Annotated in this window: 26 protein-coding genes, 1 pseudogene and 1 other annotated feature; of the genes and pseudogenes, 20 read left to right on the top strand and 7 right to left on the bottom strand. The window is 37.3% G+C overall.

Annotation, left to right across the window (positions count from 1 at the left end):
* Window positions 1–6: 6 nt before the first annotated feature.
* From NOL38_RS03325 to NOL38_RS03305, 5 genes are all read left to right on the top strand, one after another.
* Window positions 7–660: a uracil-DNA glycosylase gene (locus NOL38_RS03325; RefSeq protein ID WP_277941368.1), complete on the top strand. Its 654-nt coding sequence runs from the start codon at window positions 7–9 to the stop codon at window positions 658–660.
* Between the two features lie 39 nt (window positions 661–699).
* Complete coding sequence (locus tag NOL38_RS03320) at window positions 700–1,971, top strand: dihydroorotase (RefSeq protein WP_277941367.1); 1,272 nt, start codon at window positions 700–702, stop codon at window positions 1,969–1,971.
* A gap of 130 nt (window positions 1,972–2,101) precedes the next feature.
* Window positions 2,102–4,216: a cell surface ecto-5'-nucleotidase Nt5e gene (gene nt5e / locus NOL38_RS03315; RefSeq protein ID WP_277941366.1), complete on the top strand. Its 2,115-nt coding sequence runs from the start codon at window positions 2,102–2,104 to the stop codon at window positions 4,214–4,216.
* A 51-nt stretch (window positions 4,217–4,267) separates the two neighbouring features.
* On the top strand, window positions 4,268–4,915 hold the full coding sequence (locus NOL38_RS03310; RefSeq protein WP_015646813.1) for a Maf family protein: 648 nt from the start codon (window positions 4,268–4,270) through the stop codon (window positions 4,913–4,915).
* A gap of 51 nt (window positions 4,916–4,966) precedes the next feature.
* Complete coding sequence (locus NOL38_RS03305; RefSeq protein WP_277941365.1) at window positions 4,967–5,455, top strand: YkgJ family cysteine cluster protein; 489 nt, start codon at window positions 4,967–4,969, stop codon at window positions 5,453–5,455.
* A 353-nt stretch (window positions 5,456–5,808) separates the two neighbouring features.
* On the opposite strand, the gene NOL38_RS03300 is transcribed toward NOL38_RS03305, so the two are convergent.
* Both NOL38_RS03300 and NOL38_RS03295 read right to left on the bottom strand, forming a co-directional pair.
* The gene (locus tag NOL38_RS03300; protein ID WP_277941364.1) at window positions 5,809–7,179 is read right to left on the bottom strand and encodes a hypothetical protein; all 1,371 of its coding nucleotides are present in this window, start codon (window positions 7,177–7,179) and stop codon (window positions 5,809–5,811) included.
* A gap of 116 nt (window positions 7,180–7,295) precedes the next feature.
* The gene (locus NOL38_RS03295) at window positions 7,296–8,261 is read right to left on the bottom strand and encodes a site-specific integrase (protein WP_277941363.1); all 966 of its coding nucleotides are present in this window, start codon (window positions 8,259–8,261) and stop codon (window positions 7,296–7,298) included.
* Between the two features lie 642 nt (window positions 8,262–8,903).
* Here NOL38_RS03295 and NOL38_RS03290 point away from each other — a divergent pair.
* The 5 genes from NOL38_RS03290 to NOL38_RS03270 all read left to right on the top strand — a co-directional run bounded on the left by NOL38_RS03290 (window position 8,904) and on the right by NOL38_RS03270 (window position 13,076).
* Entirely contained in the window at window positions 8,904–9,317 is a 414-nt protein-coding gene (locus NOL38_RS03290; RefSeq protein ID WP_277941362.1) for a hypothetical protein, read from the top strand.
* Between the two features lie 362 nt (window positions 9,318–9,679).
* Window positions 9,680–10,564 carry an ABC transporter ATP-binding protein gene (locus NOL38_RS03285; protein WP_277941361.1) on the top strand — a complete coding sequence of 295 codons (885 nt, stop codon included), beginning with the start codon at window positions 9,680–9,682 and terminating at the stop codon, window positions 10,562–10,564.
* 240 nt (window positions 10,565–10,804) lie between these two features.
* Window positions 10,805–11,161 carry a hypothetical protein gene (locus NOL38_RS03280; RefSeq protein WP_277941360.1) on the top strand — a complete coding sequence of 119 codons (357 nt, stop codon included), beginning with the start codon at window positions 10,805–10,807 and terminating at the stop codon, window positions 11,159–11,161.
* Window positions 11,162–11,445: 284 nt separating this feature from the next.
* On the top strand, window positions 11,446–12,024 hold the full coding sequence (locus tag NOL38_RS03275; RefSeq protein WP_277941359.1) for a hypothetical protein: 579 nt from the start codon (window positions 11,446–11,448) through the stop codon (window positions 12,022–12,024).
* On the top strand, window positions 12,006–13,076 hold the full coding sequence (locus NOL38_RS03270; RefSeq protein WP_277941358.1) for a hypothetical protein: 1,071 nt from the start codon (window positions 12,006–12,008) through the stop codon (window positions 13,074–13,076). The genes NOL38_RS03275 and NOL38_RS03270 overlap by 19 nt, the downstream gene beginning before the upstream one ends.
* 220 nt (window positions 13,077–13,296) lie before the next feature.
* On the opposite strand, the gene NOL38_RS03265 is transcribed toward NOL38_RS03270, so the two are convergent.
* Complete coding sequence (locus NOL38_RS03265; protein WP_277941357.1) at window positions 13,297–13,413, bottom strand: hypothetical protein; 117 nt, start codon at window positions 13,411–13,413, stop codon at window positions 13,297–13,299.
* Window positions 13,414–13,492: 79 nt separating this feature from the next.
* Window positions 13,493–13,654: pseudogene (locus tag NOL38_RS03260) on the bottom strand (DUF5960 family protein); the annotation flags it as partial.
* Window positions 13,655–14,261: 607 nt separating this feature from the next.
* On the opposite strand from NOL38_RS03260, the gene NOL38_RS03255 reads away from it, so the two are divergent.
* The 5 genes from NOL38_RS03255 (at window position 14,262) to NOL38_RS03235 (ending at window position 18,532) form a co-directional block, all read left to right on the top strand.
* Window positions 14,262–14,516 (top strand): DNA-binding protein, encoded by a 255-nt coding sequence (locus NOL38_RS03255; RefSeq protein WP_228477244.1) that lies wholly within the window; start codon window positions 14,262–14,264, stop codon window positions 14,514–14,516.
* A 75-nt stretch (window positions 14,517–14,591) separates the two neighbouring features.
* A complete protein-coding gene (locus NOL38_RS03250) occupies window positions 14,592–15,839 on the top strand; it encodes a tyrosine-type recombinase/integrase (RefSeq protein ID WP_277941355.1) in 1,248 nt (415 codons plus the stop codon).
* 68 nt (window positions 15,840–15,907) lie between these two features.
* Window positions 15,908–16,759 carry a ribosome biogenesis GTPase YlqF gene (ylqF, locus tag NOL38_RS03245; RefSeq protein ID WP_277941354.1) on the top strand — a complete coding sequence of 284 codons (852 nt, stop codon included), beginning with the start codon at window positions 15,908–15,910 and terminating at the stop codon, window positions 16,757–16,759.
* Window positions 16,746–17,519: a ribonuclease HII gene (rnhB, locus tag NOL38_RS03240; RefSeq protein ID WP_248018442.1), complete on the top strand. Its 774-nt coding sequence runs from the start codon at window positions 16,746–16,748 to the stop codon at window positions 17,517–17,519. The genes ylqF and rnhB overlap by 14 nt, the downstream gene beginning before the upstream one ends.
* Window positions 17,520–17,521: 2 nt before the next feature.
* Window positions 17,522–18,532: a YdcF family protein gene (locus tag NOL38_RS03235; RefSeq protein ID WP_277941353.1), complete on the top strand. Its 1,011-nt coding sequence runs from the start codon at window positions 17,522–17,524 to the stop codon at window positions 18,530–18,532.
* A 32-nt stretch (window positions 18,533–18,564) separates the two neighbouring features.
* On the opposite strand, the gene trhA is transcribed toward NOL38_RS03235, so the two are convergent.
* The 3 genes from trhA to NOL38_RS03220 all read right to left on the bottom strand — a co-directional run bounded on the left by trhA (window position 18,565) and on the right by NOL38_RS03220 (window position 20,164).
* Window positions 18,565–19,215, bottom strand: coding sequence for a PAQR family membrane homeostasis protein TrhA (gene trhA / locus NOL38_RS03230; RefSeq protein WP_208582085.1), 651 nt, complete (start codon window positions 19,213–19,215; stop codon window positions 18,565–18,567).
* The gene (locus NOL38_RS03225; RefSeq protein WP_277941352.1) at window positions 19,205–19,756 is read right to left on the bottom strand and encodes a DUF1836 domain-containing protein; all 552 of its coding nucleotides are present in this window, start codon (window positions 19,754–19,756) and stop codon (window positions 19,205–19,207) included. Before NOL38_RS03225 ends, trhA begins: the two co-directional genes overlap by 11 nt.
* 96 nt (window positions 19,757–19,852) lie before the next feature.
* The gene (locus NOL38_RS03220) at window positions 19,853–20,164 is read right to left on the bottom strand and encodes a rhodanese-like domain-containing protein (protein ID WP_024395839.1); all 312 of its coding nucleotides are present in this window, start codon (window positions 20,162–20,164) and stop codon (window positions 19,853–19,855) included.
* Window positions 20,165–20,292: 128 nt separating this feature from the next.
* Here NOL38_RS03220 and NOL38_RS03215 point away from each other — a divergent pair, with 128 nt between their 5' ends.
* From NOL38_RS03215 to rplL, 5 genes are all read left to right on the top strand, one after another.
* On the top strand, window positions 20,293–20,850 hold the full coding sequence (locus tag NOL38_RS03215) for a sugar O-acetyltransferase (RefSeq protein WP_277941351.1): 558 nt from the start codon (window positions 20,293–20,295) through the stop codon (window positions 20,848–20,850).
* A 59-nt stretch (window positions 20,851–20,909) separates the two neighbouring features.
* A complete protein-coding gene (gene dprA / locus NOL38_RS03210) occupies window positions 20,910–21,752 on the top strand; it encodes a DNA-processing protein DprA (RefSeq protein WP_277941350.1) in 843 nt (280 codons plus the stop codon).
* A 92-nt stretch (window positions 21,753–21,844) separates the two neighbouring features.
* The gene (topA, locus tag NOL38_RS03205) at window positions 21,845–23,938 is read left to right on the top strand and encodes a type I DNA topoisomerase (protein WP_277941349.1); all 2,094 of its coding nucleotides are present in this window, start codon (window positions 21,845–21,847) and stop codon (window positions 23,936–23,938) included.
* A gap of 407 nt (window positions 23,939–24,345) precedes the next feature.
* Window positions 24,346–24,480 (top strand) — a sequence feature (ribosomal protein L10 leader region).
* 28 nt (window positions 24,481–24,508) lie between these two features.
* Window positions 24,509–25,003: a 50S ribosomal protein L10 gene (gene rplJ / locus NOL38_RS03200; RefSeq protein WP_002936486.1), complete on the top strand. Its 495-nt coding sequence runs from the start codon at window positions 24,509–24,511 to the stop codon at window positions 25,001–25,003.
* 65 nt (window positions 25,004–25,068) lie between these two features.
* Window positions 25,069–25,434 carry a 50S ribosomal protein L7/L12 gene (rplL, locus tag NOL38_RS03195; RefSeq protein ID WP_002936483.1) on the top strand — a complete coding sequence of 122 codons (366 nt, stop codon included), beginning with the start codon at window positions 25,069–25,071 and terminating at the stop codon, window positions 25,432–25,434.
* Window positions 25,435–25,590 lie beyond the last annotated feature (156 nt).

Here is a 25,590-nt window from a genome sequence, read left to right as displayed (position 1 = left end):
CAGTTTATGGAACATTCAGCTTGGCACGAATTGATAAAGGCACAGTTGCCAGAGCATTATTTTGGTAAAATTAATCAGTTTTTAGGTCATGTTTATGCTGGTGGAACCGTTTATCCGCCTCGTGAGAAGGTATTTGCTGCCATTCAAACAACGGATTTGGAAGAGGTTAAAGTAGTTATTTTGGGACAGGATCCCTATCACGGACCTGGTCAGGCACAGGGCTTGTCATTTTCTGTTCCGAACTCGGTACCAGCTCCGCCATCTCTTCAAAACATCTTAAAAGAATTGACGGATGATATTGGCGTCAAACAAGATCATGATTTGACAGCATGGGCGGAACAAGGTGTGCTTTTGCTCAATGCTTGTTTAACTGTTCCAGCAGGTCAGGCAAATGGACATGCAGGGCAAATCTGGGAGCCTTTTACGGACGCTGTTATTAAGGTGGTCAATAGCTTAGACCAGCCTGTTGTCTATATTCTTTGGGGTGCTTATGCTCGCAAGAAAAAGGCGTTGATAACCAATCCAAAACATCTGGTTATCGAATCTGCTCATCCAAGCCCTCTTTCAGCCTATCGAGGTTTCTTTGGAAGCAAGCCCTTCTCACAAGCAAATGCCTACTTGACTTCACAAGGCAGAACAGGAATTGATTGGCTGCGATAGTAGATGGCAATGGCTTTGGTACTACAAAGGAGAATATGAATGTTATTAGTGAAAAATGGTCGAGTATTGGATCCGCAATCCGGTTTAGACAAGGTTTGCGACATCTTGATGGACGGAAGTAAGATTGTTAAGATTGCGGAGTCTATTTCAGAAGATGTTGAGCAAGAAGTGATTGATGCGACAGGATTAGTCGTTGCTCCTGGTTTGGTCGATGTTCATGTGCATTTTCGGGAGCCAGGTCAGACCCATAAAGAAGATATTCATACAGGAGCTCTTTCTGCAGCAGCGGGTGGTTTTACTTCTGTTGTCATGATGGCAAACACTAATCCGATGATTTCAAATGTTGAAACCTTAAAAGAAGTATTGGATTCTGCTAAAAAAGAAGCTATTCACATTTATAGTGTGGCAACCATTACAGATCATTTCGATGGGCAAAATCTGACCGATTTTCCTGCTTTGCTAGAAGCTGGAGCGGTGGCCTTTTCGGACGATGGTATTCCTTTGACAAATGCTGGCGTGGTTAGAAAAGCTATGAAATTAGCCAAAGAGCAGGGCTGTCTCATCAGTCTGCATGAAGAAGACCCTGACCTGAATGGTGTCTTGGGACTCAACGAGCAAGTAGCTGAAAAACATTTTCATGTTTGTGGAGCAACTGGCGTAGCAGAATACAGCATGGTCGCTCGCGATGTCATGATTGCCTATGAAACGGGTGCGCGTGTTCATATCCAGCATCTATCCAAAGCCGAGTCGGTCAAGGTGGTTGAATTTGTTCAAGGTCTCGGAGCAAACGTCACGGCAGAAGTAGCACCACAACATTTTTCACGGACTGAGGACTTACTTCTAACAAAAGGTGCCAATGCTAAAATGAATCCGCCTCTACGATTAGAAAGTGATCGCTTGGCTGTGATTGATGGGTTGAAATCTGGTGTTATCTCTGTCATTGCGACGGACCATGCACCTCATCATGCAGATGAGAAAAATGTAGAGGATCTTACGCAAGCTCCTTCAGGAATGACAGGTTTGGAAACTTCGCTTTCACTTGGTTTGACGCATCTGGTGGAAGAAGGGCATCTGACACTCGTGCAATTGTTGGAGAAAATGACTATTAATCCAGCCAAGCTCTATGGTCTTGATGCTGGCTATCTTGCTGAAAATGGCCCAGCTGATCTTGTTATTTTTGACCCAAATGCAAATCGGTTGGTCACAGCGGATTTTGCCTCGAAGTCTGCAAATTCTCCGTTTGTTGGTGATAGTCTGAAAGGACAGGTCCTTTACACCATTGCAAATGGACAAATAGTATTTGGTAAATAGGAAATGAGCGGATTAGATAGCTAATTCGCTTATTTCGAACCTTTTTGACATGTAAGCGATTTTAATGTTTTTGTTTTTTGATAAAAAGTGTATAATAGAGATATAAAAAATGCCGAAGAAAGGTCTGTTTATGAAAAAGAAAAAAATCTTGTTGCCTGTAATGTCCACACTCTTGTTGGCTCCATTTGTTTTAGCTCAACAAGTACAAGCTGCTGAGACAACGACTGCAGCTACCACAACCAATCAGCCAGCAACGACTGATGCAACTGCTACGGTACCAGCAATGTCAGTTGAAAACGTAGCAACGGAGGAAACTGTTGTTCCTGCTGCGGAAGAAACAGTAGAGGCAGTCATTATCCACACAAATGACGTTCACGGTCGCATTCTTGAAGAAAAGAATGTCATCGGTGACGCTAAGGCTGCGGCAGTCATTGAAGAAGAACGTGCCAAAGTAGAAAATACAATTGTAGTAGATGCTGGTGATGCCTTCCAAGGGCTTCCAATTTCCAACTCTACAAAAGGTGAAGACCGCGCCAATATCATGAACCAAGTCGGCTATGATGCAATGGCTGTTGGTAACCATGAATTTGACTTTGGGATGGATCAAGCAATCAAGTACAAGGAAACCTTGAACTTCCCGCTATTGAGTGCTAACACTTACGTTAATGGTGCTCGTGTTTTTGAAGCTTCAACTATTGTCGATAAAACTCCAACTGTTGTAGGCGATGAATTTGTAGTTATCGGTGTAACAACACCTGAAACTGCTACAAAAACCCATCCGAAAAATGTTGAGGGAGTAACGTTTACCGACCCGGTCACAGAAGTCAATAAAGTGATTGACGAAGTGGAAGCACGTGCTCTAGCAGATAATCGTGTTTACAAGAACTATATCATTCTAGCTCACCTAGGTGTCGATTCTACAACGCCTGTTGAATGGAGAGGTTCAACTCTTGCTGAAGCACTTTCTAAAAATAGTAAATTAGCTGGTAAACGTGTTATTGTTATCGACGGTCATTCTCACACGGTAGAGGCGACTACCTATGGAGATAACGTTACTTATAATCAAACAGGCTCTTACTTGAACAATATCGGTAAAGTAACCTTGAAATCCGATAAATTATTGGGTGAAGCTAGCTTGATTTCTGCTGCGGATACTAAAAACGTGACACCAAATGCTAAAATCGCAGCCTTGGTTGATGAAATTAAAGCAAAATATGAAGCTGAAAATGCTCAAGTAGTTATCGAAAATAACCCAGTGGAATTAAACGGAGACCGCTCAAATGTGCGTGTTCGTGAAACCAACTTGGGGAATGCAGTGACGGATGCGATCTATGCCTATGGTCAAACAGGATTTTCAAACAAAACTAGCCTTGCTGTGACTAACGGTGGTGGTCTACGTGCAACAATTGCTAAAAATCAGCCTGTTACAAAAGGTGATATTATTGCAGTCTTGCCATTTGGTAACATTGTTTCTCAAATCACTGTGACTGGTCAGCAAATTTATGATATGTTTACCAAGTCTTTATCATCTACATTGCAAGTGAATCCAGAAACTGGCGAGATGCTTTTAGATGAAAATGGCATGCCGCTCTTTGAAGCTAGTGGTGGATTCCTACACATTTCAGGAGCAAATGTATTCTACGATCCAACTCTTCCTGTAGAAGAACGTGTTCTTCTTATCGGTATTCTTAATCCAGAGACTGGCGAATATGACGCCTTGGATCTTGAAAAAACGTACTATTTAGCAACAAATGACTTCCTTGCTGCTGGTGGTGATGGCTACACAATGCTTGGAGGAGCACGTGAAGAAGGTCCTTCAATGGACAGCGTCTTTGCTGAATACCTAAAGACAGCTGACTTATCAGCTTATGAGGTTGTCAACCCATATTCACGTATCATTCCTGTAAATTCAAGCATTGATACGGATGAAGATGGCTACCCAGACTTTATCGAAATTTTATTGGATACTGATCCAGAAAATCCAGCCTCAAATCCAGAAACTGTTCCAGCCGAAAATACGGATTCACCATCTAATCAAGTACAAAATACTTCAGCAACGGACAAGAAGGCCCCAGTTGATTCTCCAAAAGTAGGAGATAAAAAAACAGAAGTAGCAAGTCCAGCAAAAACTACAAAAGCAGGAGTCTTGCCAAATACTGGTGATCAGATGAATCTGACGCTCAGCCTGTTTGGTTTAGGTCTTGCAGGACTGGCCATGGCAGTAGGTCGTAGAAAAGAAAATTAATCAATCATCTGAAAACAGGGTCTTCGGACTCTGTTTTTGACTGGAGGAAACATGCAAACTGTATTTCAATATCAAAAAGAGGGGGATCGTGAGCAGATTAGTTCTTACGTTCTACTTAGCAACTCCCCGCGTCGTAAACAATTATTGGGATTTTTACAACCACAAATCGCATCAGTTGAAGTGGATGAGCGTGGTATCGAAGAACATTTTATGAAACAATTCGCTACAGACGATTTTCTCACTCGAGCTGCAAAAACCTGTTGTGAAATTTCCAAAGCCAAATCGGACATGGATTTGGTAACTGGTCATCTCTACATTTCTGCGGATACAATCGTCGTGTCAGATGGGCAAATTTTTAACAAGCCTCAAGATTTGACAGAAGCTGAAACCATGTTACGTTCCTATTTTGGAAAGAGTCATCACGTTGTAACATCTGTCTGCCTACGGACAAGACACTCACTGGATGTTTTTTATACGGTTGCACAAATTGATTTTGTCGACTATTATCCAGCCCTTGAAGAGGTTATTCAATCATATATCCGTGAAAAGCAGCCACTCGACAAGGCTGGTGCCTACGGTATTCAGGAGCTTGACCCACGCTTTGTAGCAGGTATTTCTGGGGATATTCACACCATTATTGGTCTACCTGTGGCCGAAGTTTCCCGCAGGATTTTTTCTGAAGAAGGTTTTGAAAAATAGCAAAGCTCAATAGCTAGTTTGTGGTATAATAGTGGTCGAAAAGGAGAGTTTATGACCGTCGACATTGAAAGATACAAGCAATTGGCCCAGCAGAAGCAAGGAGAACACCGAAAATTTCTAGCAAATTTGAAGAAAAAAGCACCTAAAAATTTGGATAGAATTGTTCAAGATATTCATGCCGAAGTATTTTCTGAAATCGACTGTACAGAGTGTGCCAGCTGTTGTAAAACATTGGGACCACTCTTTACAGAAGCAGATATTACCCGAATTGCCAAGCATTTGCGCATGAAACTTCCAGTTTTTGAGGATATGTATTTGCGTGTGGATGAGGACGGAGATAAGGTATTTCAATCCATGCCCTGTCCCTTCCTTGGAGGCGATAATCTATGTAGTATCTATGATGCTCGCCCCAAAGCCTGTCGAGAATTTCCGCATACTGACCGCAAGAAGATTTATCAAATCAACAATTTAACAATAAAAAATACTCTGATTTGTCCCGCAGCCTATCTCTTTGTCGAAAAGTTACGGGAGAGAATTTAAGAGGAACAAGTAAGACAAAATATTGATTTTCTGCTATAATAATAAAAAAACAAGCCGTTTTTACGGCTTTTTTCAATGAATCATATTTAGGAGGACCCCATGGCAACTATTCAATGGTTGAATTATTACCATGGTTTGAGTGAAAAAGTAAATCAACGATAAAATAGAGTTGCTAACCATGTAAAGCCTTGATTAATAAGGCTTTTTCTAATTTTTAATACAATTCTATTTTTTATGATATTTTTCTTTGCTATGCAATAATGTGCAATGATAATCAATATTTGCCCAAAATTTTGCCCAATTGAAGATTAAAATAAATGATGTATTGAAAACTGCAATACATCATACTTAACCTATTCAGTAAATTTATAAATTATATACTTTTTATGATCTATTTTTTTCCATCTATCGAGTATTATTTTTTCAATGGTAGTGCTTTTAGTTCTCGAAGAGAGAAGGTCGTTATAGATAGCTATCCTTGTCTTGCTGTTAAATGGTTTTAGAGATATTACTTTCATTCCCACATCATTGAAATTTTGATTGGCAGTTGTTGATTGAATTTCGTCACAGTAGATGTAGCAGTTCATAATTTTTAATATTATTAAGGTTTGCCACGTTATCATTTTTGAAAGTATGTACTTCTTGTCTTTACTTTGAATAATGCATTCATTAATCAATTGTCTTCTAATCCTACTTTTATTTTTAGGAGATTTTATAAACGGTAGTTTTAAATGACAAAAAATTTCCTCATCTAAAGCAATTGCCATTGATTTTTCTAATGCAGGAGTTAGAATACCAGAGAAAAAACGATGAATATAATCACGATTGCCAAACTCTTTAAAATAGTAATTCAATGTGCTGTCAGTTAATTGTACAGATTTTTTTATTTCATGAATGAGATTGATAACAGCTAGATTGATCTGCTCATTAAAAAAATTTTTTATGGTTTCGTCTGTAATATCAGATAGGATTCGTGAACCAAGCAATTCAGTAATTTTCCCTTTCTTAATTACAAACTCAAGTCTATAAATTCTATAACCATGATTTTTAATATTCTCTAATTGATTGTCCGATTGTGCTTTTGCTGATTTATCATATAAAACTATCGAATAGTTGTATCCTAATTTTGCTGAAATGATGTGATGATCAAATGGATCGTCTTCTATTCCCGCATACCTAGATTTATTTGGCTGTTCAACTTTTGAGAATATTCTTAGTAGAAGTAGTCTTGTTTGATATGAAATTTTTTCTAACGTAGAAAAGGTGTATGCAATCTCAATTCCTTGAATTATGATATCTTCTTCAGTTGGATGTATAATGTCAATATTTGAAAAGATGGTTATACAGGTTAATACGTTTTTTAATTTTGACATTATTTGTTTCATTGTAGAAGTTTTTACATTTAAGTCACCTAAAATAAGTCGAACGAAACATTTGCACTTCATATCAAAATTAGAATTATTAAAACGAAAAACAATTTTCCCAAAATTTGGAGATAGTATTTCAATTTCTTTTATTCTGCCATCTTTATTATAAGATGAATTGATATCTAATTCAAAAAAGTTATCAGCAAAAGTAGTAATCGAAATACTATCGACGTTAGTGACTTCCGTCTCAAATTTTATGTCAATTCCATCTATACCTAAAAATCCAGGATTTTCTTGAAAACATTGTCTGATGATTGTTTCATTCCTAGTATATTTTTCTGAAATATTATTAAACATAGTTTACTCTTTTCTTTTCTCAAAGTATATTATGACAGAATATGACATCGTAAAGAGTATTTTTGGTAGATTATATGTATATCATCTGATTATTCCAAAATATTATTTATTGTTCATTATAAAATGTAATTAGTGACCGTGACTGATAAACGCCAGTGAGATAAGTTTAATACTGATACAGCCATGAGGGCAAGTCTGTTATATACAATTGGCATTCCGGACGCTATTGCTTTGGATTTGTTTGTGCCGCGTAGAATATATAATTCATCGCGTAGATCATAAATAAAATTTCTACGCTGCCTGTCGTATTGTTTTGGCGATTCTTGTTTTAATTTCTGATGGCCTTCTTCCCAACGTGTAATTAATAAATGTGAGAGTGCGTATCTCATTCTTGGATTAGCTTGAATTTTTTCTAGATAAAAGAAATAGCTATCGCGCGCATGCTGCGCGCGTAATCCATGTAGATTGATCTGATTTTTCATCTCTTCATCTGAAAAAACTGGCTCATTTTCTCCTATCCCAGCAAAAGTCTGTTTTACGAGCACGATGTCATTCGGCAGAATATATTGCATTTGTTTTTTTCCGCCTTTACCACGTTTCACGAAAATATAACAATTGCCATATTCATCATATTTTAAATCTTGACCTTTTAGATTTTTTAGTTCGTTCCTACGAATTCCAACTACTTTCTGAAATTGTACGATGCGAGAGAAGCGAGAGTTCAATTCTTGTCTTTTCCCTTGTTCGTTTGACTCGGGTTTTCGTCCACGAACAATTTTATCGCTTGTCCTTTTTTGTTTTCGAATTCGGTTTAAATTAATTCCTGCTGCTTTACAAATTGGTGCAAGGTATGTATGAATTGTTGCTGCGGTATATCCTTTTGGATCATTTTTTAAATCGTCGTGATATGCTTGAAGAACTTCTTCTGTAATATCAGAAATTTTCTTTATTCCATTTACCTTAGCCCATTTTACAAAACGTGTTGCGGATCTTTTGTAAGAAGTTCGTGAAGTATTATTTGTAACATCTTTTGTTGCTGCGACGAAGATATCGTGCTTTAATGAATTCCTCTTTCGTGGCATTTTCTTTCTCCTTTCATTTTTTGCTTATTATTGGTAAACTGCCTCACACCCTTTTTGATGAGCTGGGTATGCTCGGAAAAATACACGTTGAGGCTGCCTGTTAGGACTAACGTTTTAAGTAAGATTCAGTAATCACCGTTTTCTTATCTAATGTATTTTTCTTTGTCATTGGATTGGTTATTTTTCAAATTTACTTATTACTTTTTATTACTATTAAACACTTATTTTTGTACTATTTTTCTTGATAAATGGTTATTCTGTACGTCATTTCATTCCGTAGAATAACCATTTATTTCACTATTTTTTCACACTCTCATCTTGGTCAATGACATCCAAAACGAGAGAAGTTCACATCATTTGGAAACCTATTTTTTCACCGAGCCCAGTGCGGCACTCAAATGATAATGACATTACCACCTTCTTCCTCTAGTAATTCAATTTTTTTCAATAGTATTATGTCTCTTTTTCAAAAAAATAAAAAAACGTGTAGATATCCTTTGCTAACTTGTAAGGACTCTCACACGATTTTTTTTTTGTTCTGGAAAAAGTGGCATACTAATAATGAATCAGATTGGAGGTTAGTCTATGGAATAAAATATTTTCTAAATACATAACGGGAAAAAAGAAAAGGAGAAAAGTATTATGATTGATGAAATTCTCATTGAAAAAATAGTATCAATTATTGTTGATGTCGAAATGATGTGTAAGAAATTCCTGGTATTAAAAGGATATTGTATTGATGTAATCAGTGATTATTATTACACTGAAGAAGAATTTGCTACAATTTGTTTTTCAAGAAATAATGATAAATTGACAATCCGAATTGAAAATCAAGAATGCCATGTGAGTGTAGAAAACCAGTTAGTTGAGAAGATTGAAACACACTTGGATAAAGAGGATATTGAAATTCAAATTGAAATTTTGATGAAACAGCTCATGTTAGGTAAATGGAAAACATTTTTGTATGATGCAAAAAATAGTTCACTACTTGATGCTGTTCAAAAACATGGATTTGATGATTACTCAGATGGTCCTGATTCTGTAATCTATTACTAGCACAATTAACAACAAGCTAGTAGAAAATACAGAGCAATTTGAAAAAAATTCTCAAAAAAGCCGAATAAATAAAAATAGATAAATAGAAAAACGCGTAAATCCTAAGACATTGAATCTATATGATTTTGCTTTGCATGAATATATAACATATTATCTTATGTATACTAAAAGATTATCAACTTTAATTTTTCCATGCGTACGGCCTGGTATTTTTGAATATAATTTTACTAGCGTTTTAAAAAGTAGTATAATATAAAAAGATATATTGTACTAGTATTTGCAAATTATAAGAAATTGCATCAAATAAGAGTTTACAACTGTATATGATGACAATCAAGAACAATAATATGAGGAGGAAATAGATGTTGGAAGTAAAGATTACCCAATTTTCTTATGGCGAGAGAACTATCTTAAAGGATATTCATCTGGAGTTGAATCATTCACAAATTATTGGTTTGATTGCACCTAATGGGACAGGAAAATCAACATTAGTGCGAATTATTTCCGGTCATATTCAGTCAGGTGGTACGCAAGTAACTTGCAATGGGAAAAGTTATTCAAAAGACACCCAATATATGCGTCAACAGATTGTCAAAATGCCTGACCAGTCTGATTTATATGATGAGTTATCTGGTTTACATCATCTAGACTACTATGCAGCTATGTGGGGTATTGCTTCTACTTATGTAGAAACAGTGGTTGGTCTCTTGCATATGGAAGGGTATATAAAGAAAAAGGTTGGCACCTACTCATTGGGGATGCGTCAGCGACTTTGTTTTGCCCTGGTACTTGTTACCCAAGCTAACTTTATGCTCTTGGATGAGGTAATGAATGGCTTAGATCCTGATAATGTTCAGTTAATTTCAGATATTTTAATAGAGTTGAAGAAGCAAGGCAAGACTATGATTATCGCTTCACACTTATTGGATAATTTGGACAGCATTGCAGATAAAATATACTTTATTAAGGACTGTCGTTTCCCGATTATTTATCAGCCTCAAAATCAAGATTTGGAAACCATGTTACTTACCTTTCATTCAAACAGTCTCATGAGGGATTTCGTTGCTGAATATGGTGACGGTATAAATGTCGACAGGGAAAATAGGCAAATTTTGGTAGAAATTGGGGAGTCTGAAGAGAAATTAGTCAATCTATTGGCTTGGGTTTCAGGACATTTAACAGACTTACAAGAAATAAAGGTTGGCAAAAAGGGAAGTTATCAACTCTATAAAGAACTTTACAATTAATTATTAATTTTAGACCAAATTTATGCTTAAATGTAATGAGATAAAGCAGAATTTTGTCGCTTTTTGAAAACGCTTACTTTTGATTGCTTATTCATTTGGTAAATGACATAGACAAGTGTGAGTGAGGATACTTTCCAATTTGCAATTAATAGGACTAGAACTTTATGGAAAAATGATTAAATCTTAATGTAAGCAATGTTAATTTGGCAGGGAAATAAATCGTTGATTAGGAGGATTTTTATGCGGACACTTAAAAGTCAGCTATTACTCATTCTTAATAATCGCTTAGTGAGAATCCAGGCTTTAGGCCTACTATTTTTGTTACCTCTTCTCATATTATCCATTCATACAAATTTATCTGAAAGATCAAATCAACTATTGGTAGATTTAGAGGCACAGGCTCAAGATGTAAATTATGTCAAAAAATGGAATGATGCTAACATTGATAAATTTGATGAGCGAGCAGTCCTTGAAAATCAAGGAGTTGATGCATTTAACTTAAGTTTAGATTATCTTAAACATAGGAATTATAGGTCCTATCTAAATGAATATACAACCTATATGATAACAGGTCTCTTGATAAGAGAAAAGTTCTAACTTATTACTCAGACATTTTTAATCGTTATGTAGCTCAAGATAGCAGGAATGAGGAATTATTACTGTGGCGTTCTGAAAAGCAAAGTGTTTTCCACTCTCAGCAGCTTTTAGAACTTTCACGTGACATTACAGATTCTGAAGTCACTAGAACGACTTCAACAGACGTTTTATTTTCTTGGTTAGACTATTCAACTCCTGGTATTTTTTACGTCCCTCTGTTCTTTGTAATCACCTTATTATTTGCGAGTCCAATTTTCTTAGACGATAAAAAGCATAAAAGTCTTTTGGAAATTAAGCCTATAAGTCCATATAAGTATTTATTGGATAAAGTCTTAAGTTATTGGATTATTATAACTGGATTTGAGCTAATGATTTTGGGAATTATTTTATTCGGTGTTTCTTTCAAATTTGGCTTAGGAGATTTGTCTTTGAATATTTTAATATTCAATGGAGAAGAAGAATTGATGATTTCCCAGTTGGAGTTTTATGGAAAAGCTGGATTATTTTTCTTGCTTATTAATTTCTTCTTAACTACTTTATTAAGTTTGACCAATTTCCTATTTTCAAGCAAGCCTTTGTCTTTCTTAATTGGTGTTTTTGTTCTTTTTCTAGAGCCAATTTTGCGTTTTTTACAGGTTAATCCGATATTTTCAGATAGTTTACCAACCAGCTATATTAGTTTTGGACCAGTTCTTCACGGTTTGAAAGAGCAATTTTTCAAGTATGGTAGCTTCACATTTGAAAAAGGGGTTGTGGTCTTGATAGTAAGTAGTCTATTCTTTTTAATCCTAACTTGTTTGTTTATGATTTTGAGAGATAGGTGGTCTCAGAATAGGAGGTTTGTATGGGCATTACGAAGATAGATTGGAAATACCTATGCTCCAAGCATTATATTATCAAACTCTTTTTTTCCATAGGAACCCTATTTTTACTTTTTGTCAGCTATTCCCTTTTGTATCCGAATCCAGCTCCGAAAGAAATTCTTGATCAACAGTATGAAACATTGGATTATCTATCCCTTATTTATAAAGATGATTCAACCTTGGATGATGGGGAGAAAGAAAAGATAAAAGACCAAATATATGAACTGTTAATGAATTTGGGCAAGGAAAATACGATTTACATTATGAATGAGGCTACTGATGATTTATTGCCCATTTATGAAGAAAGGATAGAATTATTGGAGGGCTTAGAGGGGATTTTGCCAGCAGACTATCAGACATATTTGATAGATAAATCCTATGTTCAAAATGAAGTCAAGATTTTACGTTATCTGGTTGATTACAAGAAAGATTATGTTGTTTACAAAACTCAGGGTCCATTTTTAGCAAGAATCATTTTATTTTTGGGTTGTGGTGGAGGACTAATTCTGTTTTGTTTATTAACAGGTTCATACTTCAACAGGAAGCTTTCTCATCAATCTCTGTTTGAAATTATACCTATTAATATTTTGGGAGAGGTCAGGACTGAACTACTCTATACTGTTCAACTCTTTTATTTGCTACCAACTATTTTTATTGTGATATTTACTGCCTTATATTCTCTCCTAATTGTGAAATCAAATCTGTTTACGTATCCCATGTTTTTGAATGTAGATCAAGAATATGTTGTTTATTCTATGAATGATTTGCTTTTATCATTATTAACTTTCTTCATCGTTGCGAGTATTTTTATGTTTTTTGTTCAAAGCTATTTGATATCCTTAGTGAGAGATTCAACTATAACCACATTATTTATTTACCTTCTCGCTGGCGTATCAGTTGTGAGTAGGCAATTTTGGCTTCCATTTGCACATCTTTTCCCTATTCCGATTTTACAATCAAATGGGAACTTATGGCTTAGTTTAGGAGTTTTAATCGTTTCAATCTTTATTTTAATGCTAGGTAAAATCACTAAGCAAAAGATTGTAAGATAGATTTATTATATATGTTAATATATTTTTGGGTGGTTACACTTATTTACTATAAAGCATGGGATGGAAAACGAGCAACTCCGAATTGGAACTGCTCGTTTTTTACGCGAGAAGCTAGTTTTTCCCAGCCTCACAACTTTTTGAAACATTTATTTTTGGAATGATCGAAAATCCTATCAAGAACCAGTCTACTTGCTCGGAAGTCAGGGTCTTTACCTCCTCTTCATTGCTTGACCGGGTCAATTTTCTTTTCCAAAGCGTTTATAAAGCAACCAAAATCCTTGTCCATCCCAGAAAGAGCTTTGAATCGGTCTTTTCGACCTCCGCAGAAGAGATACACCTGACCTGAAAAGGGATTCAGATTGAATTGACTTTTAACAAGTTAGGCGAGAGAGCAATAATAACAAATAACAGACCAATTATTTTGGCCTGTTTTTTGAAATATGTGTCATCGTTGAATCGTAACAGTATAGCCTAACTAGATTATTATCTCGTGAAGGTTCCACATTGAACATAAAATAATGGTCACGATGGTCTTTCGAATTTTCCTTATTTAGCTTAAAATATTGTTGCAGCAATTTGTCTTTTCTTTTTCATTGCAAAGACTTCTGTTAAATTTACTTGTTTTGCAATTGATTTCGTTGCAATATTTATCTATACAATTTATCTTTTACACGGACCAATATCTAGTAAAATTGCAAGCGGAAATATGATTTATTTTTGGGATGTTTTATTTGGAGGAATTCTATGGAATATTATTCGATTTTTATAGGATCTGCTCAAAAGGAGATGTTTCTCTAATTACAAAAAAATTTAATAAATAACTACTCAAGGATTTAGTTCTGTAAAGCATGGGATTAAATCCTTTTTCTTTAGTTTTAAGGTTCTATATTTTGTAATACTTAAGATTACTGATTTAACTTTATGGAAATTGACTTCAAGTTCTGAGGACTATAATATATTTGCCCTGTGTAGAATCAGTGATTTTCGTCTGTAAGTTTATTTTTTGTCTATATATAAATAATAAGAATCACTGCCAATTGAAGCATTTTATATCATCTATTAATCTTTATTTAATCACTTCTATGTAACTTTTTTTCATCAGAAAAAAGACTTATTGTTATTTTTTGTCTAAATTTCACTGCGATTGTGGCATACTATTTTTGAGTTAAGAAAGTGGATCAGTTTATGAATTCAAAAAATAGTAAGTATCGCAATGATATGAATTTTGGTATCGAAAGTGGCTGGGGTGATAAGAAAACCATTTTGAAAATTTGGTCTGGGTTGTCTATACATACTTTGAACAGATGGCTACGTGAAATGAAGAAGAGTAAAAAATTTCGAGATGCAGTTATTAATCCATCCCATAAAACATTGTTTGTTCAAATTGACCGATTTGAAGAATTTCTAAGATATAAGGACAAAAAGAAAATTAAACAATGAAGACGAAAATTAAAAAAAATGGTAGAATAGATGAGTTAGCTATCTATTTTATCGTTTTTAACGAAAGGAAAAAATATGTATTTAGAAACGAGAATAGATAAAAATGGCAATGAAACTTATGTAGTAATAGAACGGTATAAAGATCCATTTACAAATAAGACAAAAAGAGCTTCCGTCTCATTTAAACAGAATAATCCCAAAGCTATTCGACAAGCAGAACGCGAACTATTGGACAAGATTGAGAAAATCATAAATGATTCTGAATCAAAATATAAATCAAAAAAAATAATAACTTTCGGGGAATTAATTGAACATTGGTTTTCAACTTGGTCTACAACTGTCAAACCTAACACCGTTAAACGTGAAAGATTGGTATTAAACAGACTTTCCGAGATGCTTCCTAACGACATACTTTTAGAAGTTATTACTCCACTTTTAATAAGAAATAGTTTAGAAGAATATCGAGTTAAATATAATGCTAGTCATTCAACGATGCAACATATTAAATCAACCTTAAATAAAATTTTCGATTACGGAGTGTTGCATTCAGTTGTTCCTTATTCACCATCTAGGGTAATTAAACTTTATGCTTCAATTTCAGATAAGAAAGAACGAAAAGAACGTAAAGAAGCAAAGTTTTTGACAGAAGCAGAAGTACAAGTTCTATTTACAGAACTAAATAAGCGAAGGAATAAAAATTACTTTGATTTAGCAATTTTTCTTGTTGGTTCAGGTTGTCGAATTGGTGAAGCCTCCGCGTTGCGTGAAACAGATTTTGATTTTGATAAACAAAGTGTTGAAATTTCAAAGTCACTTCAATCTCATGACTTGAAAGTTGAAGATTTTTATGATGATTCAACAAAAACTACAGCTGGTGAGCGGACAATCTTGCTACCAGATTTTGTTATGGAGGCAATTCAACGAGTTTCCATTCGTAATAAAGATTTTCAAACACATATGACCACCCATCCATCAGAGGCATTTTGGGAAAATGATTATCTTTTTAAGACGGAGTACGGTTCACCAATTACCTCGCAAAGTTTTCGAGCGATACTGACACGAATCAATAAAGATTTACGAAAAAACTGCGAAGCTCGGTATGGTTTTAAATGGAATAAAAACGTGGTTCCACATAGTTTTCGTCATATTCACATTTCAGCTTTGAGAAATAATAATGATGTACCTTTAAAAGAAATTCAATTAAGAGTTGGACACGTTGAAGTAGAGACAACTAATGGATATACACATCTTGAAGTTGGGACTCAGGAAAAATCAGTTCAAGCAATCACAACTTATTTTAATAAGCTTGATTTTGCCCAATAACTGCCCATTTCTTATAAATAATATCAAGTTAGGCTCACAAAAGCCCAAAGTAAAGGAGTTTTAATCCCATGGCAATTATTCAATGGTTTCCGGGCCACATGTCAAAAGCTCGCAGGCAGGTGCAGGAGAACATCAAGCACGTTGATTTCGTGACCATTTTGGTCGATGCCCGTCTGCCCCTATCCAGCCAAAACCCTATGCTGACCAAGATTGTCGGCGACAAGCCCAAGCTTATGATTTTAAATAAGGTTGATTTGGCAGACCCTGTTCGTACAAAAGAATGGCAGAGCTACTTTGAAGGTCAGGGAATTCGCACCCTTGCCATCAACTCAAAAGAGCAAGCGACGGTGAAAAAGGTGACCGACGCAGCCAAGAGCCTCATGAAAGAGAAGATTGAACGCCTCCGCGAGAGAGGTATTCAAAAAGAAACCTTGCGGACCATGATTATCGGTATTCCAAACGCTGGAAAATCCACTCTTATGAATCGTCTGGCTGGAAAGAAAATTGCCGTTGTTGGCAACAAACCAGGTGTGACGAAAGGTCAACAGTGGCTCAAATCCAATAAAGATCTTGAAATCCTTGATACACCAGGTATTCTCTGGCCTAAATTTGAGGACCAGGAAGTCGGTCTCAAGTTGGCTCTGACAGGAGCCATTAAGGATCAGCTCTTGCCAATGGATGAAGTGACCATTTTTGGTTTGGACTACTTCAAAGCCAACTACCCAGAACGTCTAGAAGAGCGATTTAAGGGTATGGATTTAGATCAGGAAACGCCTGAACTCATCATGGACTGGACAAGAAAACTAGGTTTCCGTGATGATTATGACCGTTTTTACAATCTCTTTGTCAAGGACGTTCGAGATGGTCGTTTAGGCACTTATACATTAGACAGGGTGAGTGACTTAGATGGCAACGATTAAGGAAGTGACTGCTCTGCTAGCTCAGGTGGACAGTCTGGACAGTTCTGTCTGGGGCCAACTGGCTCAGGATGAGCGAGCAGGGGTTCAGGCTGCCATTAAGAAACGCCAAAAGGAGTTGGAAAAAGAAGCAGCAGAAGACGCTCGCTTAGAAGCTATGCTATCTTACGAAAAAGCCCTTTATGAAAATGGGGTGGAGTTCATCGCTGGTATCGACGAAGTCGGCCGGGGGCCTCTAGCAGGTCCGGTGGTGGCAGCAGCAGTGATCTTGCCCAAGGGCTGTAAAATCCGCTACCTCAACGACTCCAAGAAAATCGCCAAGTCCAAGCACGAGTCAATCTACCAAGAGGTCATGGAGCGGGCGGTGGCAGTTGGAGTGGGAATAAAAGATGCAGCTGTCATCGATCAGGTCAACATCTACGAGGCAACCAAATTAGCCATGTTGGAAGCTTTGGGGCAGTTGAGCCAAGAGCCTGAACACCTTTTGATAGACGCTATGAAGTTGGATACACCCCTACCGCAAACTTCTATCATCAAGGGAGATGCCAATAGTCTGTCTATCGCAGCAGCCTCAATCGTTGCCAAGGTTACGCGGGATAAGATGATGGCAGACTATGACAAGGAGTTTTCTGGCTATGGTTTTGCCAAGAATGCCGGTTACGGAACAGCAGAGCATTTGGACGGTTTGAACAATATAGGAATAACGCCTATTCACCGTAAGACCTTTGAGCCCATTAAGTCTATGGTAGCAGGGGGGAACTAGTCTTGACAGTCTTTTTCTGGCTTTTACTAGCTTCCATCGGATTATTTGCCCTTCTTTATTTCTGGGAGCGACGGTCGATTTTTATCTCCCTATTTGCCTTGAACATCCTTGTCTGGGCTTTGGCTTGGATTGTTTCAACAGGTATTTTAGAAACCAATGAAATCTTGCGGTTGTTGGCAATCGCTCTGGCAATGGTATTGGCTCTAGCATTCTTAAGTGGTCCATTTGTCTTGTTGATTACCCTCTATCTGAACGGTTTTCGGATTTTGAAGCGAGAAGGTGTCCGTTTTCATAACTTTTTATCATTAGGATTGGCTATCGGCTTAACTTTCTATCTCTTTATCGCTCCGTCTGTAGCAAGCACCCTTTCTGGTATCAGTTTTTTCAATATGGTGTTTGTCTATGTTGGATTTTTAGTGTCCTATGCCATTATCATCAGTATGCTTTATACGACATCTAGCTTTGTCAATTTGGTCAATCTTTTCCCTGGGAAGCTTGATTATGTGGTGGTGCTTGGAGCTGGATTGATTGGTGATAAGGTGACGCCACTTTTGGCTTCGCGGATTGAAAAAGGCATAGCGATCTACCAGAAACATCCTGGCAGTAAGCTCATCATGTCAGGCGGACAAGGACCTGATGAACTCATAGCTGAAGGTCAAGCTATGGCAAATTATGCCTTGGAGAAAGGAGTGCCTGCTGAAGACATTCTCATCGAAAACCAATCAACCAACACAGAAGAAAATTTGAAATTTTCCTATGCCCTGATGAAACCTGGTAGTCGATTTGCCCTTGTAACCAATTACTATCATGTTTTCAGAGCTCTGCTATTGGCCAGAAAACTGAAAATCAAATGTATCGGCTATGGCGCAAAAACCAAATTTTACTTTAGCCTCAATGCCTTCATTCGGGAATTTGTAGGCTATGTTGTCATGAGCCGAAAGGCGCATTTGGTGTTTTTGAGTATCGTGTCAGTTCTTTACCTGATCGGAGTGATCATCAGTTTAATGCATTAAAAACAGCCTCTAGGTGACTAGAAGCTGTTTTCTTATAACATAAAGTAGACAATGGCGATGTACTGCAGTGCTGAAGCCAATAGGATAAAGAGATGCCAAATCATGTGGAAATAAGGCTTTTTCTTGGCGTAGAAGAGGGCTCCAATAGTATAAGATAATCCGCCAGCCAGCATGAGAATGCCAAATGCCATTCCAGTTTTTTGAAGAATGGCTGGCAAGATCAAGACAATCAACCAGCCCATAAAGAGATAGAGAAATAGGCTGAATTTTTCATTTATTTTTTTCGCAAAAATTTTATAGAGTATACCGAAAATAGTCAATCCCCACTGCAAACCTACAATCAGATAGCCCAGCCAACCACCGACTAAGGATAGGGCAACAGGTGTGTAACTTCCAGCGATGGCAATGTAAATCATGCTATGGTCGATAATCCTTAGGATGTATTTGTGGGTAGAAGCATAGGGCATGGAGTGGTAGATAGAGGATGACAGAAACATGAGAAAAAGGCTGATGACAAAAATAGACATACCAATCACAGCGGTCAGGTTATAATCTTGATAGGAATGAATAGCAGTAATAGGGAGTAAAATCAGCATAAGCAAGGCCCCAACTGCATGTGTCACACTATTTGCGACTTCTTCACCAAATGAAAGTTTTAGACTTAATTTCAAACTAGGATTCATGGTGACTCCTTTCTAACTCCATAGTGAGTTGACGGGTTTTGTAATATAGTTTAACAGACTGACAGGCATAACGAATGATTTCAGGCGTTTCTTCATTTTCCTCGTTTCGCATGCAGTCAACAAAATGGTTGTATAGTATTTCAGAACTGTTTGTCTGGAGAAGAAGTTGTAATGTATGACTGATTTCTTGAATAGAAAAGACATTTTTTAAGATAGTCAAGGCAATCAAGCGGGCAACTTGCTGTTTTTGATATTTTTTCTTAACAGGTTTTTCAAGCTGCTTGTGCTTGACATAATTGTTAATCATAGCAGCAGTCAATACTCTTCGAAAATCAACATTATCCGTTATCAACTTGCCTTGATGAACCCCAGTTCTATCATCAGCTTCGTTTCCTAGGCTACTGTTGATTTTCATTGAGTATAAACAATTCTGTTCAAGGCTTTCCTGAGAATTGACTACTTGATTAACATACAGCAGAACTTGGTCCAAATACAAATCTAAATCAGGTAATTCATGCCAGTAGGGGATGGTCTGTTTCATAATTATCTACTCTCTTTTATCTAGTAATGATAACTAGATTATATAATTTTTAAAAAATAAAGTAAAGAAAAAGGATGCTTCCTTTCCGAAATACCCTTATTTCACAATCAATCCGTCCCAAGCATCCATGCCACCTGCAATATCATTTGCCTTAAATCCCTTAGATGACATGATTTCTCTGGCCAGCTTGCTACGTTTTCCGCTCTTACAGATGAGGAGATAGTGTTGGTCGACTGGTCCATCAAATGCGGCAATCCGATCCATGGGACAATTAATAGCACCACCAATATGACCAGCTGAATATTCTTCTGGGTCGCGAACATCTAGTAATTGCACCGATTCAGTTTGTATCAACTCAAGCAATTCTGCAGCAGTCAAAGTTATAGTTTGTTCATGTTTTTCTTGCATGATTCCCTCTTTCGTTGGTTTAAATTAATAAGTACGATACCAAATCTTAGCTGGACTTGTCAAGAAAGATTGACTTTTAGAATAAGAAATCCTATGATATGTATTAAGAAGAAAAAAGGAGCAGAAGTATGCCAACAGAAAAAGAAAAGATGATAGCTGGGCAATTTTATATGGCAGCAGATGCTGAATTGAGAGAGATGCGAACCTTTGCCCGCCAACAGATGAAGAAATTTAACGATGAACTTGATGGTAAGGTTCGTTCGGAGCAATTGAAAAACTGGTTTGGAACTACGGGCCAACGCATCTACATGGAGCCAAATTTCTACTGTGACTACGGTAGCAATATTCATGTTGGTGAGGATTTTTACGCAAATTTTAACTGTACGATGTTGGATGTTTGTCCCATTACCATTGGGAAAAATGCCATGCTTGGTCCAAATGTACAGTTGCTAACTCCTCTTCATCCACTGGACCCTGATGAACGGAATTCTGGTTTGGAATATGGAGCTCCTATTACCATTGGTGATAATTTCTGGGCTGGTGGTGGTGTGACAATCTTACCTGGCGTGACCTTGGGCAACAATGTGGTTGTTGGTGCTGGTTCCGTTGTGACCAAGTCTTTTGGTGATAATGTCGTTTTAGCAGGCAATCCTGCGCGTGTTATCAAAACAATACCTAAAAAATAATTCTTCTTCGGGAGAATTTTTTTCTTTCCCTTGCGAATAGACTAGATGAGGTGAAGAAAATGAATAATTTTGAATTGTTTAAATGGAAAAAAGCAGGTCTGACCAATCTAAATATTAATAAAGTTTTGACCTATCAAGATTTACATAGTAAAAAATTGACCTTGCGAAATATCGCTGTCGTATCCGAATGTAAAAACCCAGTGTTATTTATGGAAAATTATAAGAATCTAGATACAAAAGCCTGTCGCGAGGAATTTAATAAGTATCCATCATTTTCAATTTTAGATGACATCTATCCTTTGGCGCTCAAACAGATTTACAATCCACCTGTACTTTTGTTTTATCAAGGGGATTTAGAATTGCTAGAAAAATCAAAGCTGGCAGTTGTTGGTACCCGAAATGCCAGCAAGAATGGCGTTCAGTCTGTGCAGAAGATTATCAAAGAACTCAATAATCGCTTTGTCATTGTCAGCGGTTTAGCAAGAGGAATTGATACAGCGGCCCACATCGCCAGTCTGAAAAATGGAGGCCAAACCATTGCTGTAATTGGAACAGGTTTGGATAAGGTCTATCCGAAAGAAAACAAGGACTTGCAGACCTACATTGGCAAACACCATCTGGTACTGACAGAGTATGAACCTGGTGCCCAGCCACTCAAATACCATTTCCCTGAACGGAATCGGATTATCGCTGGTTTGGTAGAAGGTTTGGTGGTTTGCGAGGCAAAAATGCGGTCTGGTAGCTTGATTACTTGCGAACGTGCCTTGGAAGAAGGAAGAGAAGTTTATGCTATTCCAGGTTCTATTTTAGATGGAAAATCAGATGGTTGTCATCATTTGATTCAAGAAGGTGCAAAGTGCATTACATCGGGCTTAGACATCCTTTCGGACTATCAATTATAAAATAAGTTTTCCTATAGGAAAATAAATATCTTGACACTGACTGAAAAATAGTATATTCTTTGTGAGGTTAAAAATATTTGTAAGGTATAAGAATGGCTACAAAAACAGTTAGTAAGAAAAAAACGACAACCAAGAAAAATCTCGTTATTGTAGAGTCGCCTGCTAAGGCAAAGACCATTGAGAAGTATCTTGGTAAAAACTACCGAGTTGTTGCTTCAGTAGGTCATATCCGTGATTTGAAAAAATCCAGTATGTCCATTGACTTCGATAACAACTACGCACCTGAATATATCAATATCCGCGGAAAAGGTCCGCTTATCAATTCCTTGAAGAAAGAGGCAAAAAATGCCAAACAAGTCTTTTTGGCAAGTGACCCGGACCGTGAAGGAGAAGCGATTTCTTGGCATTTGGCTCATATCTTGGGACTAGATGAAAAAGATAAAAACCGTGTTGTTTTCAATGAAATCACCAAAGATGCTGTCAAAAATGCCTTCAAGGAACCACGTGCTATTAATCATGATTTGGTTGATGCCCAACAGGCTCGTCGTGTTTTAGACCGTATCGTTGGATATTCGATTTCACCCATTCTCTGGAAGAAAGTCAAAAAAGGACTGTCAGCAGGGCGAGTACAATCCGTTGCCCTCAAGCTCATCATTGACCGTGAAAATGAAATTAACAATTTCAAGCCAGAGGAATATTGGACTATCGATGCCACCTTTAAAAAGGGTACTAAGAAATTCCAAGCCAGCTTTTATGGCTTAGATGGAAAAAAAGTCAAGGTTGAAAACAATGAGCAGGTTAAAGAAATTCTCGCCCGACTTGATGGGGATGATTTCTTAGTAGAACAGGTTGAGCGTAAGGAACGCAAACGAAATGCACCTCTGCCTTACACAACTTCTACTATGCAGATGGATGCGGCTAATAAAATCAATTTCCGTACTCGTAAAACCATGATGGTTGCCCAACAACTTTATGAGGGTGTCAGTCTTGGCACAGGTGGTACCCAAGGTTTGATTACCTATATGCGTACGGATTCAACACGTATTAGCCCTGTTGCACAAGCACAAGCTGCTGACTTTATCACGGAGCGTTTTGGTGCTACCTATTCAAAGCATGGTAATAAAGTAAAAAATGCCAGTGGTGCACAAGATGCCCACGAAGCCATTCGTCCATCAAATGTTAACTTAACACCTGAATCAATTGCAAAATATCTGGACAAGGACCAGTTGCGACTATATACACTGATTTGGAATCGTTTTGTCGCAAGTCAGATGGCTGCAGCAGTTTTTGATACCATGAGTGTTCGTTTGGGTCAAAATGGTATTGTCTTTGCTGCTAATGGTAGCCAAGTAAAATTCGATGGTTATATGGCTGTCTATAACGACGCTGATAAAAATAAAATGTTGCCAGATATGGAACAAGGTGACACGGTGGTGCGCGCGTCAACAAATCCAGAACAACACTTTACTCAGCCACCAGCTCGCTACTCTGAAGCAACCTTAATTAAAACATTAGAAGAGAATGGTGTAGGTCGCCCGTCAACCTATGCACCAACGATTGAAACCATTCAAAAACGCTATTATGTTAAGCTTGCGGCTAAGCGATTTGAACCAACTGAACTCGGAGAAATTGTTAATAAGCTGATTGTTGAATTTTTCCCAGATATTGTCAATGTCAAATTTACAGCTGATATGGAGCAAAAATTGGATGATGTAGAAATCGGGAAAGAGCAGTGGCAGAAGGTCATTGACGGTTTCTATCAGCCATTCAAGGTAGAATTATCTAAGGCAGAAGAACAGATGGAAAAAATCCAAATTAAGGATGAACCAGCTGGCTTTGACTGTGATGTTTGTGGACATGAAATGGTTATTAAATTAGGACGTTTTGGGAAATTCTATGCATGTAGCAATTTCCCAGACTGTCGCAATACCAAGCAAATCACTAAAGAAATCGGTGTGACTTGTCCAGTTTGCCAAAAAGGGCAAGTGATTGAACGCAAGAGTAAACGCAATCGTCTTTTCTATGGTTGCGATCGCTACCCAGAGTGTGAATTTACTTCTTGGGACAAGCCAGTCGGGCGTTCTTGTCCGAAATGCGACCACTATCTCGTTGAGAAAAAAGTTCGTGGTGGTGGTAAACAAGTTGTCTGTCCAAATGGTGACTACGAAGAAGACAAGATTAAATAAGATTAAACTGCTATTCTCAAGGGAATGGCAGTTGTTTTTTAGAGTCATGTTTAGTTTATCTTAGCTTACTTCGACAAGCGAGGAAACTTCGTTTCCTTATTTTCAACTTTAAATGAGGCTGGTCAAAAAGTTCAAAGTCACTTCTCAGTGCAGTGGTTGATTGGGTTTAACAGGCCAGTGGAGTGAAACTGTTCAGTGAACTGTTTCATCCTGAGCTTAGAAATGAAAAAATCGAGGTAAAAAGGTTGGAGATAAGATTTGCGAAGCAAATCACAGCAATTCGTGTTTCACATTCCAAGTCTGATCTCTACAACTAAAACGAACTAAACGGCAATGCTGCTTGAAAAAAATATTAAAAAAATAGGAGAAAAGTCTTGCATTATTGAAAATACTGTGTTATGATAATTAAGGTTTGAAAAAACTGACCTAAGACAGTAGGGGAGCTGGACTCATAAACATCCTACCGAGGCACAAAACGATTATTGAGATAAACGTATTTGTACTTTCGTGTCTAGGTTTAGGTGCGATTTTTTTTTGTGCCTAGCCCAAAATAAAAACGGAGGTAAAAAAATGAGTGAAGCTATTATCGCTAAAAAAGCGGAATTAGTAAATGCCGTTGCTGAGCAAATGAAAGCTGCAACATCTATCGTTGTTGTAGACGCTCGTGGTTTGACAGTAGAACAAGATACAGTTCTTCGTCGTAACTTGCGTGGTGCAGAAGTTGAGTACAAAGTTATCAAAAACTCAATCTTGCGTCGTGCTGCTGAGCAAGCTGGTCTTGAAGGTCTTGCAGAATTGTTTGTAGGTCCATCTGCAGTTGCATTCTCAAACGATGCAGTTGCTCCAGCTAAAACAATTTACGATTTCGCGAAAACTGCTGATGCTCTTGAAATCAAAGGTGGTGCTGTAGAAGGTAAAGTTTCTTCTAAAGAAGAAATCGAAGCACTTGCTACATTGCCAAACCGCGAAGGCATGCTTTCTATGTTGCTTTCTGTACTTCAAGCGCCAGTTCGCAACGTTGCATACGCTGTCAAAGCTGTTGCAGAAAAAGAAGACGCAGCTTAATGCGTCAGAGCGTAGCTGCTTAGTGCTACAAACTATTTAAAAACCTAAATTGGAGGAAAATCACAATGGCATTGAACATTGAAAACATTATTGCTGAAATTAAAGAAGCTACTATCCTTGAGCTTAACGACCTTGTTAAAGCTATCGAAGAAGAATTTGGTGTAACTGCGGCTGCTCCTGTAGCTGTTGCTGCAGCTGGTGGTGCTGCTGAAGAAGCTAAAGATTCATTCGACGTTGAATTGACATCTGCTGGTGACAAAAAAGTTGGCGTTATCAAAGTTGTACGTGAAATCACTGGTCTTGGTCTTAAAGAAGCTAAAGAGCTTGTTGACGGTGCACCAGCTATGGTTAAAGAAGGCGTTGCAACTGCAGAAGCTGAAGAAATCAAAGCTAAATTGGAAGAAGCAGGCGCTTCAGTTACTCTTAAATAATAGAGTTTCCAATCAAAATAAAAACCTATCACTTAATGTGGTAGGTTTTTTCGGCTCTTTGTCAACTGTAGTGGGTAGATGAAAAGCTAACACCTAGAGATGACGAACTTCGTTCTCTCTTTCTTTATGTTCAAAGCAATCAAAATCCGTTTTTTA

The sequence above is a fragment of the Streptococcus suis genome, assembly GCF_029616525.1.
Taxonomy (GTDB): domain Bacteria; phylum Bacillota; class Bacilli; order Lactobacillales; family Streptococcaceae; genus Streptococcus; species Streptococcus suis_AF.
Note: the sequence above shows the minus strand (reverse complement) of the source record. Positions and strands in the feature narration are given on the sequence as shown.

Excerpts from the sequence above, each read along its gene's own strand:
- NOL38_RS03300 (WP_277941364.1), bottom strand. The coding sequence starts at position 7,179 with ATGTTTAATAATATTTCAGAAAAATATACTAGGAATGAAACAATCATC.
- NOL38_RS03280 (WP_277941360.1), top strand. The coding sequence starts at position 10,805 with ATGCGGACACTTAAAAGTCAGCTATTACTCATTCTTAATAATCGCTTA.
- nt5e (WP_277941366.1), top strand. The coding sequence starts at position 2,102 with ATGAAAAAGAAAAAAATCTTGTTGCCTGTAATGTCCACACTCTTGTTG.
- NOL38_RS03290 (WP_277941362.1), top strand. The coding sequence starts at position 8,904 with ATGATTGATGAAATTCTCATTGAAAAAATAGTATCAATTATTGTTGAT.
- NOL38_RS03310 (WP_015646813.1), top strand. The coding sequence starts at position 4,268 with ATGCAAACTGTATTTCAATATCAAAAAGAGGGGGATCGTGAGCAGATT.
- rplJ (WP_002936486.1), top strand. The coding sequence starts at position 24,509 with ATGAGTGAAGCTATTATCGCTAAAAAAGCGGAATTAGTAAATGCCGTT.
- NOL38_RS03255 (WP_228477244.1), top strand. The coding sequence starts at position 14,262 with ATGAATTCAAAAAATAGTAAGTATCGCAATGATATGAATTTTGGTATC.
- ylqF (WP_277941354.1), top strand. The coding sequence starts at position 15,908 with ATGGCAATTATTCAATGGTTTCCGGGCCACATGTCAAAAGCTCGCAGG.
- rplL (WP_002936483.1), top strand. The coding sequence starts at position 25,069 with ATGGCATTGAACATTGAAAACATTATTGCTGAAATTAAAGAAGCTACT.
- trhA (WP_208582085.1), bottom strand. The coding sequence starts at position 19,215 with ATGAATCCTAGTTTGAAATTAAGTCTAAAACTTTCATTTGGTGAAGAA.
- topA (WP_277941349.1), top strand. The coding sequence starts at position 21,845 with ATGGCTACAAAAACAGTTAGTAAGAAAAAAACGACAACCAAGAAAAAT.
- NOL38_RS03325 (WP_277941368.1), top strand. The coding sequence starts at position 7 with ATGGAACATTCAGCTTGGCACGAATTGATAAAGGCACAGTTGCCAGAG.
- NOL38_RS03220 (WP_024395839.1), bottom strand. The coding sequence starts at position 20,164 with ATGCAAGAAAAACATGAACAAACTATAACTTTGACTGCTGCAGAATTG.
- NOL38_RS03215 (WP_277941351.1), top strand. The coding sequence starts at position 20,293 with ATGCCAACAGAAAAAGAAAAGATGATAGCTGGGCAATTTTATATGGCA.
- NOL38_RS03250 (WP_277941355.1), top strand. The coding sequence starts at position 14,592 with ATGTATTTAGAAACGAGAATAGATAAAAATGGCAATGAAACTTATGTA.
- dprA (WP_277941350.1), top strand. The coding sequence starts at position 20,910 with ATGAATAATTTTGAATTGTTTAAATGGAAAAAAGCAGGTCTGACCAAT.
- NOL38_RS03295 (WP_277941363.1), bottom strand. The coding sequence starts at position 8,261 with ATGCCACGAAAGAGGAATTCATTAAAGCACGATATCTTCGTCGCAGCA.
- rnhB (WP_248018442.1), top strand. The coding sequence starts at position 16,746 with ATGGCAACGATTAAGGAAGTGACTGCTCTGCTAGCTCAGGTGGACAGT.
- NOL38_RS03225 (WP_277941352.1), bottom strand. The coding sequence starts at position 19,756 with ATGAAACAGACCATCCCCTACTGGCATGAATTACCTGATTTAGATTTG.
- NOL38_RS03285 (WP_277941361.1), top strand. The coding sequence starts at position 9,680 with ATGTTGGAAGTAAAGATTACCCAATTTTCTTATGGCGAGAGAACTATC.
- NOL38_RS03305 (WP_277941365.1), top strand. The coding sequence starts at position 4,967 with ATGACCGTCGACATTGAAAGATACAAGCAATTGGCCCAGCAGAAGCAA.
- NOL38_RS03320 (WP_277941367.1), top strand. The coding sequence starts at position 700 with ATGTTATTAGTGAAAAATGGTCGAGTATTGGATCCGCAATCCGGTTTA.
- NOL38_RS03270 (WP_277941358.1), top strand. The coding sequence starts at position 12,006 with ATGGGCATTACGAAGATAGATTGGAAATACCTATGCTCCAAGCATTAT.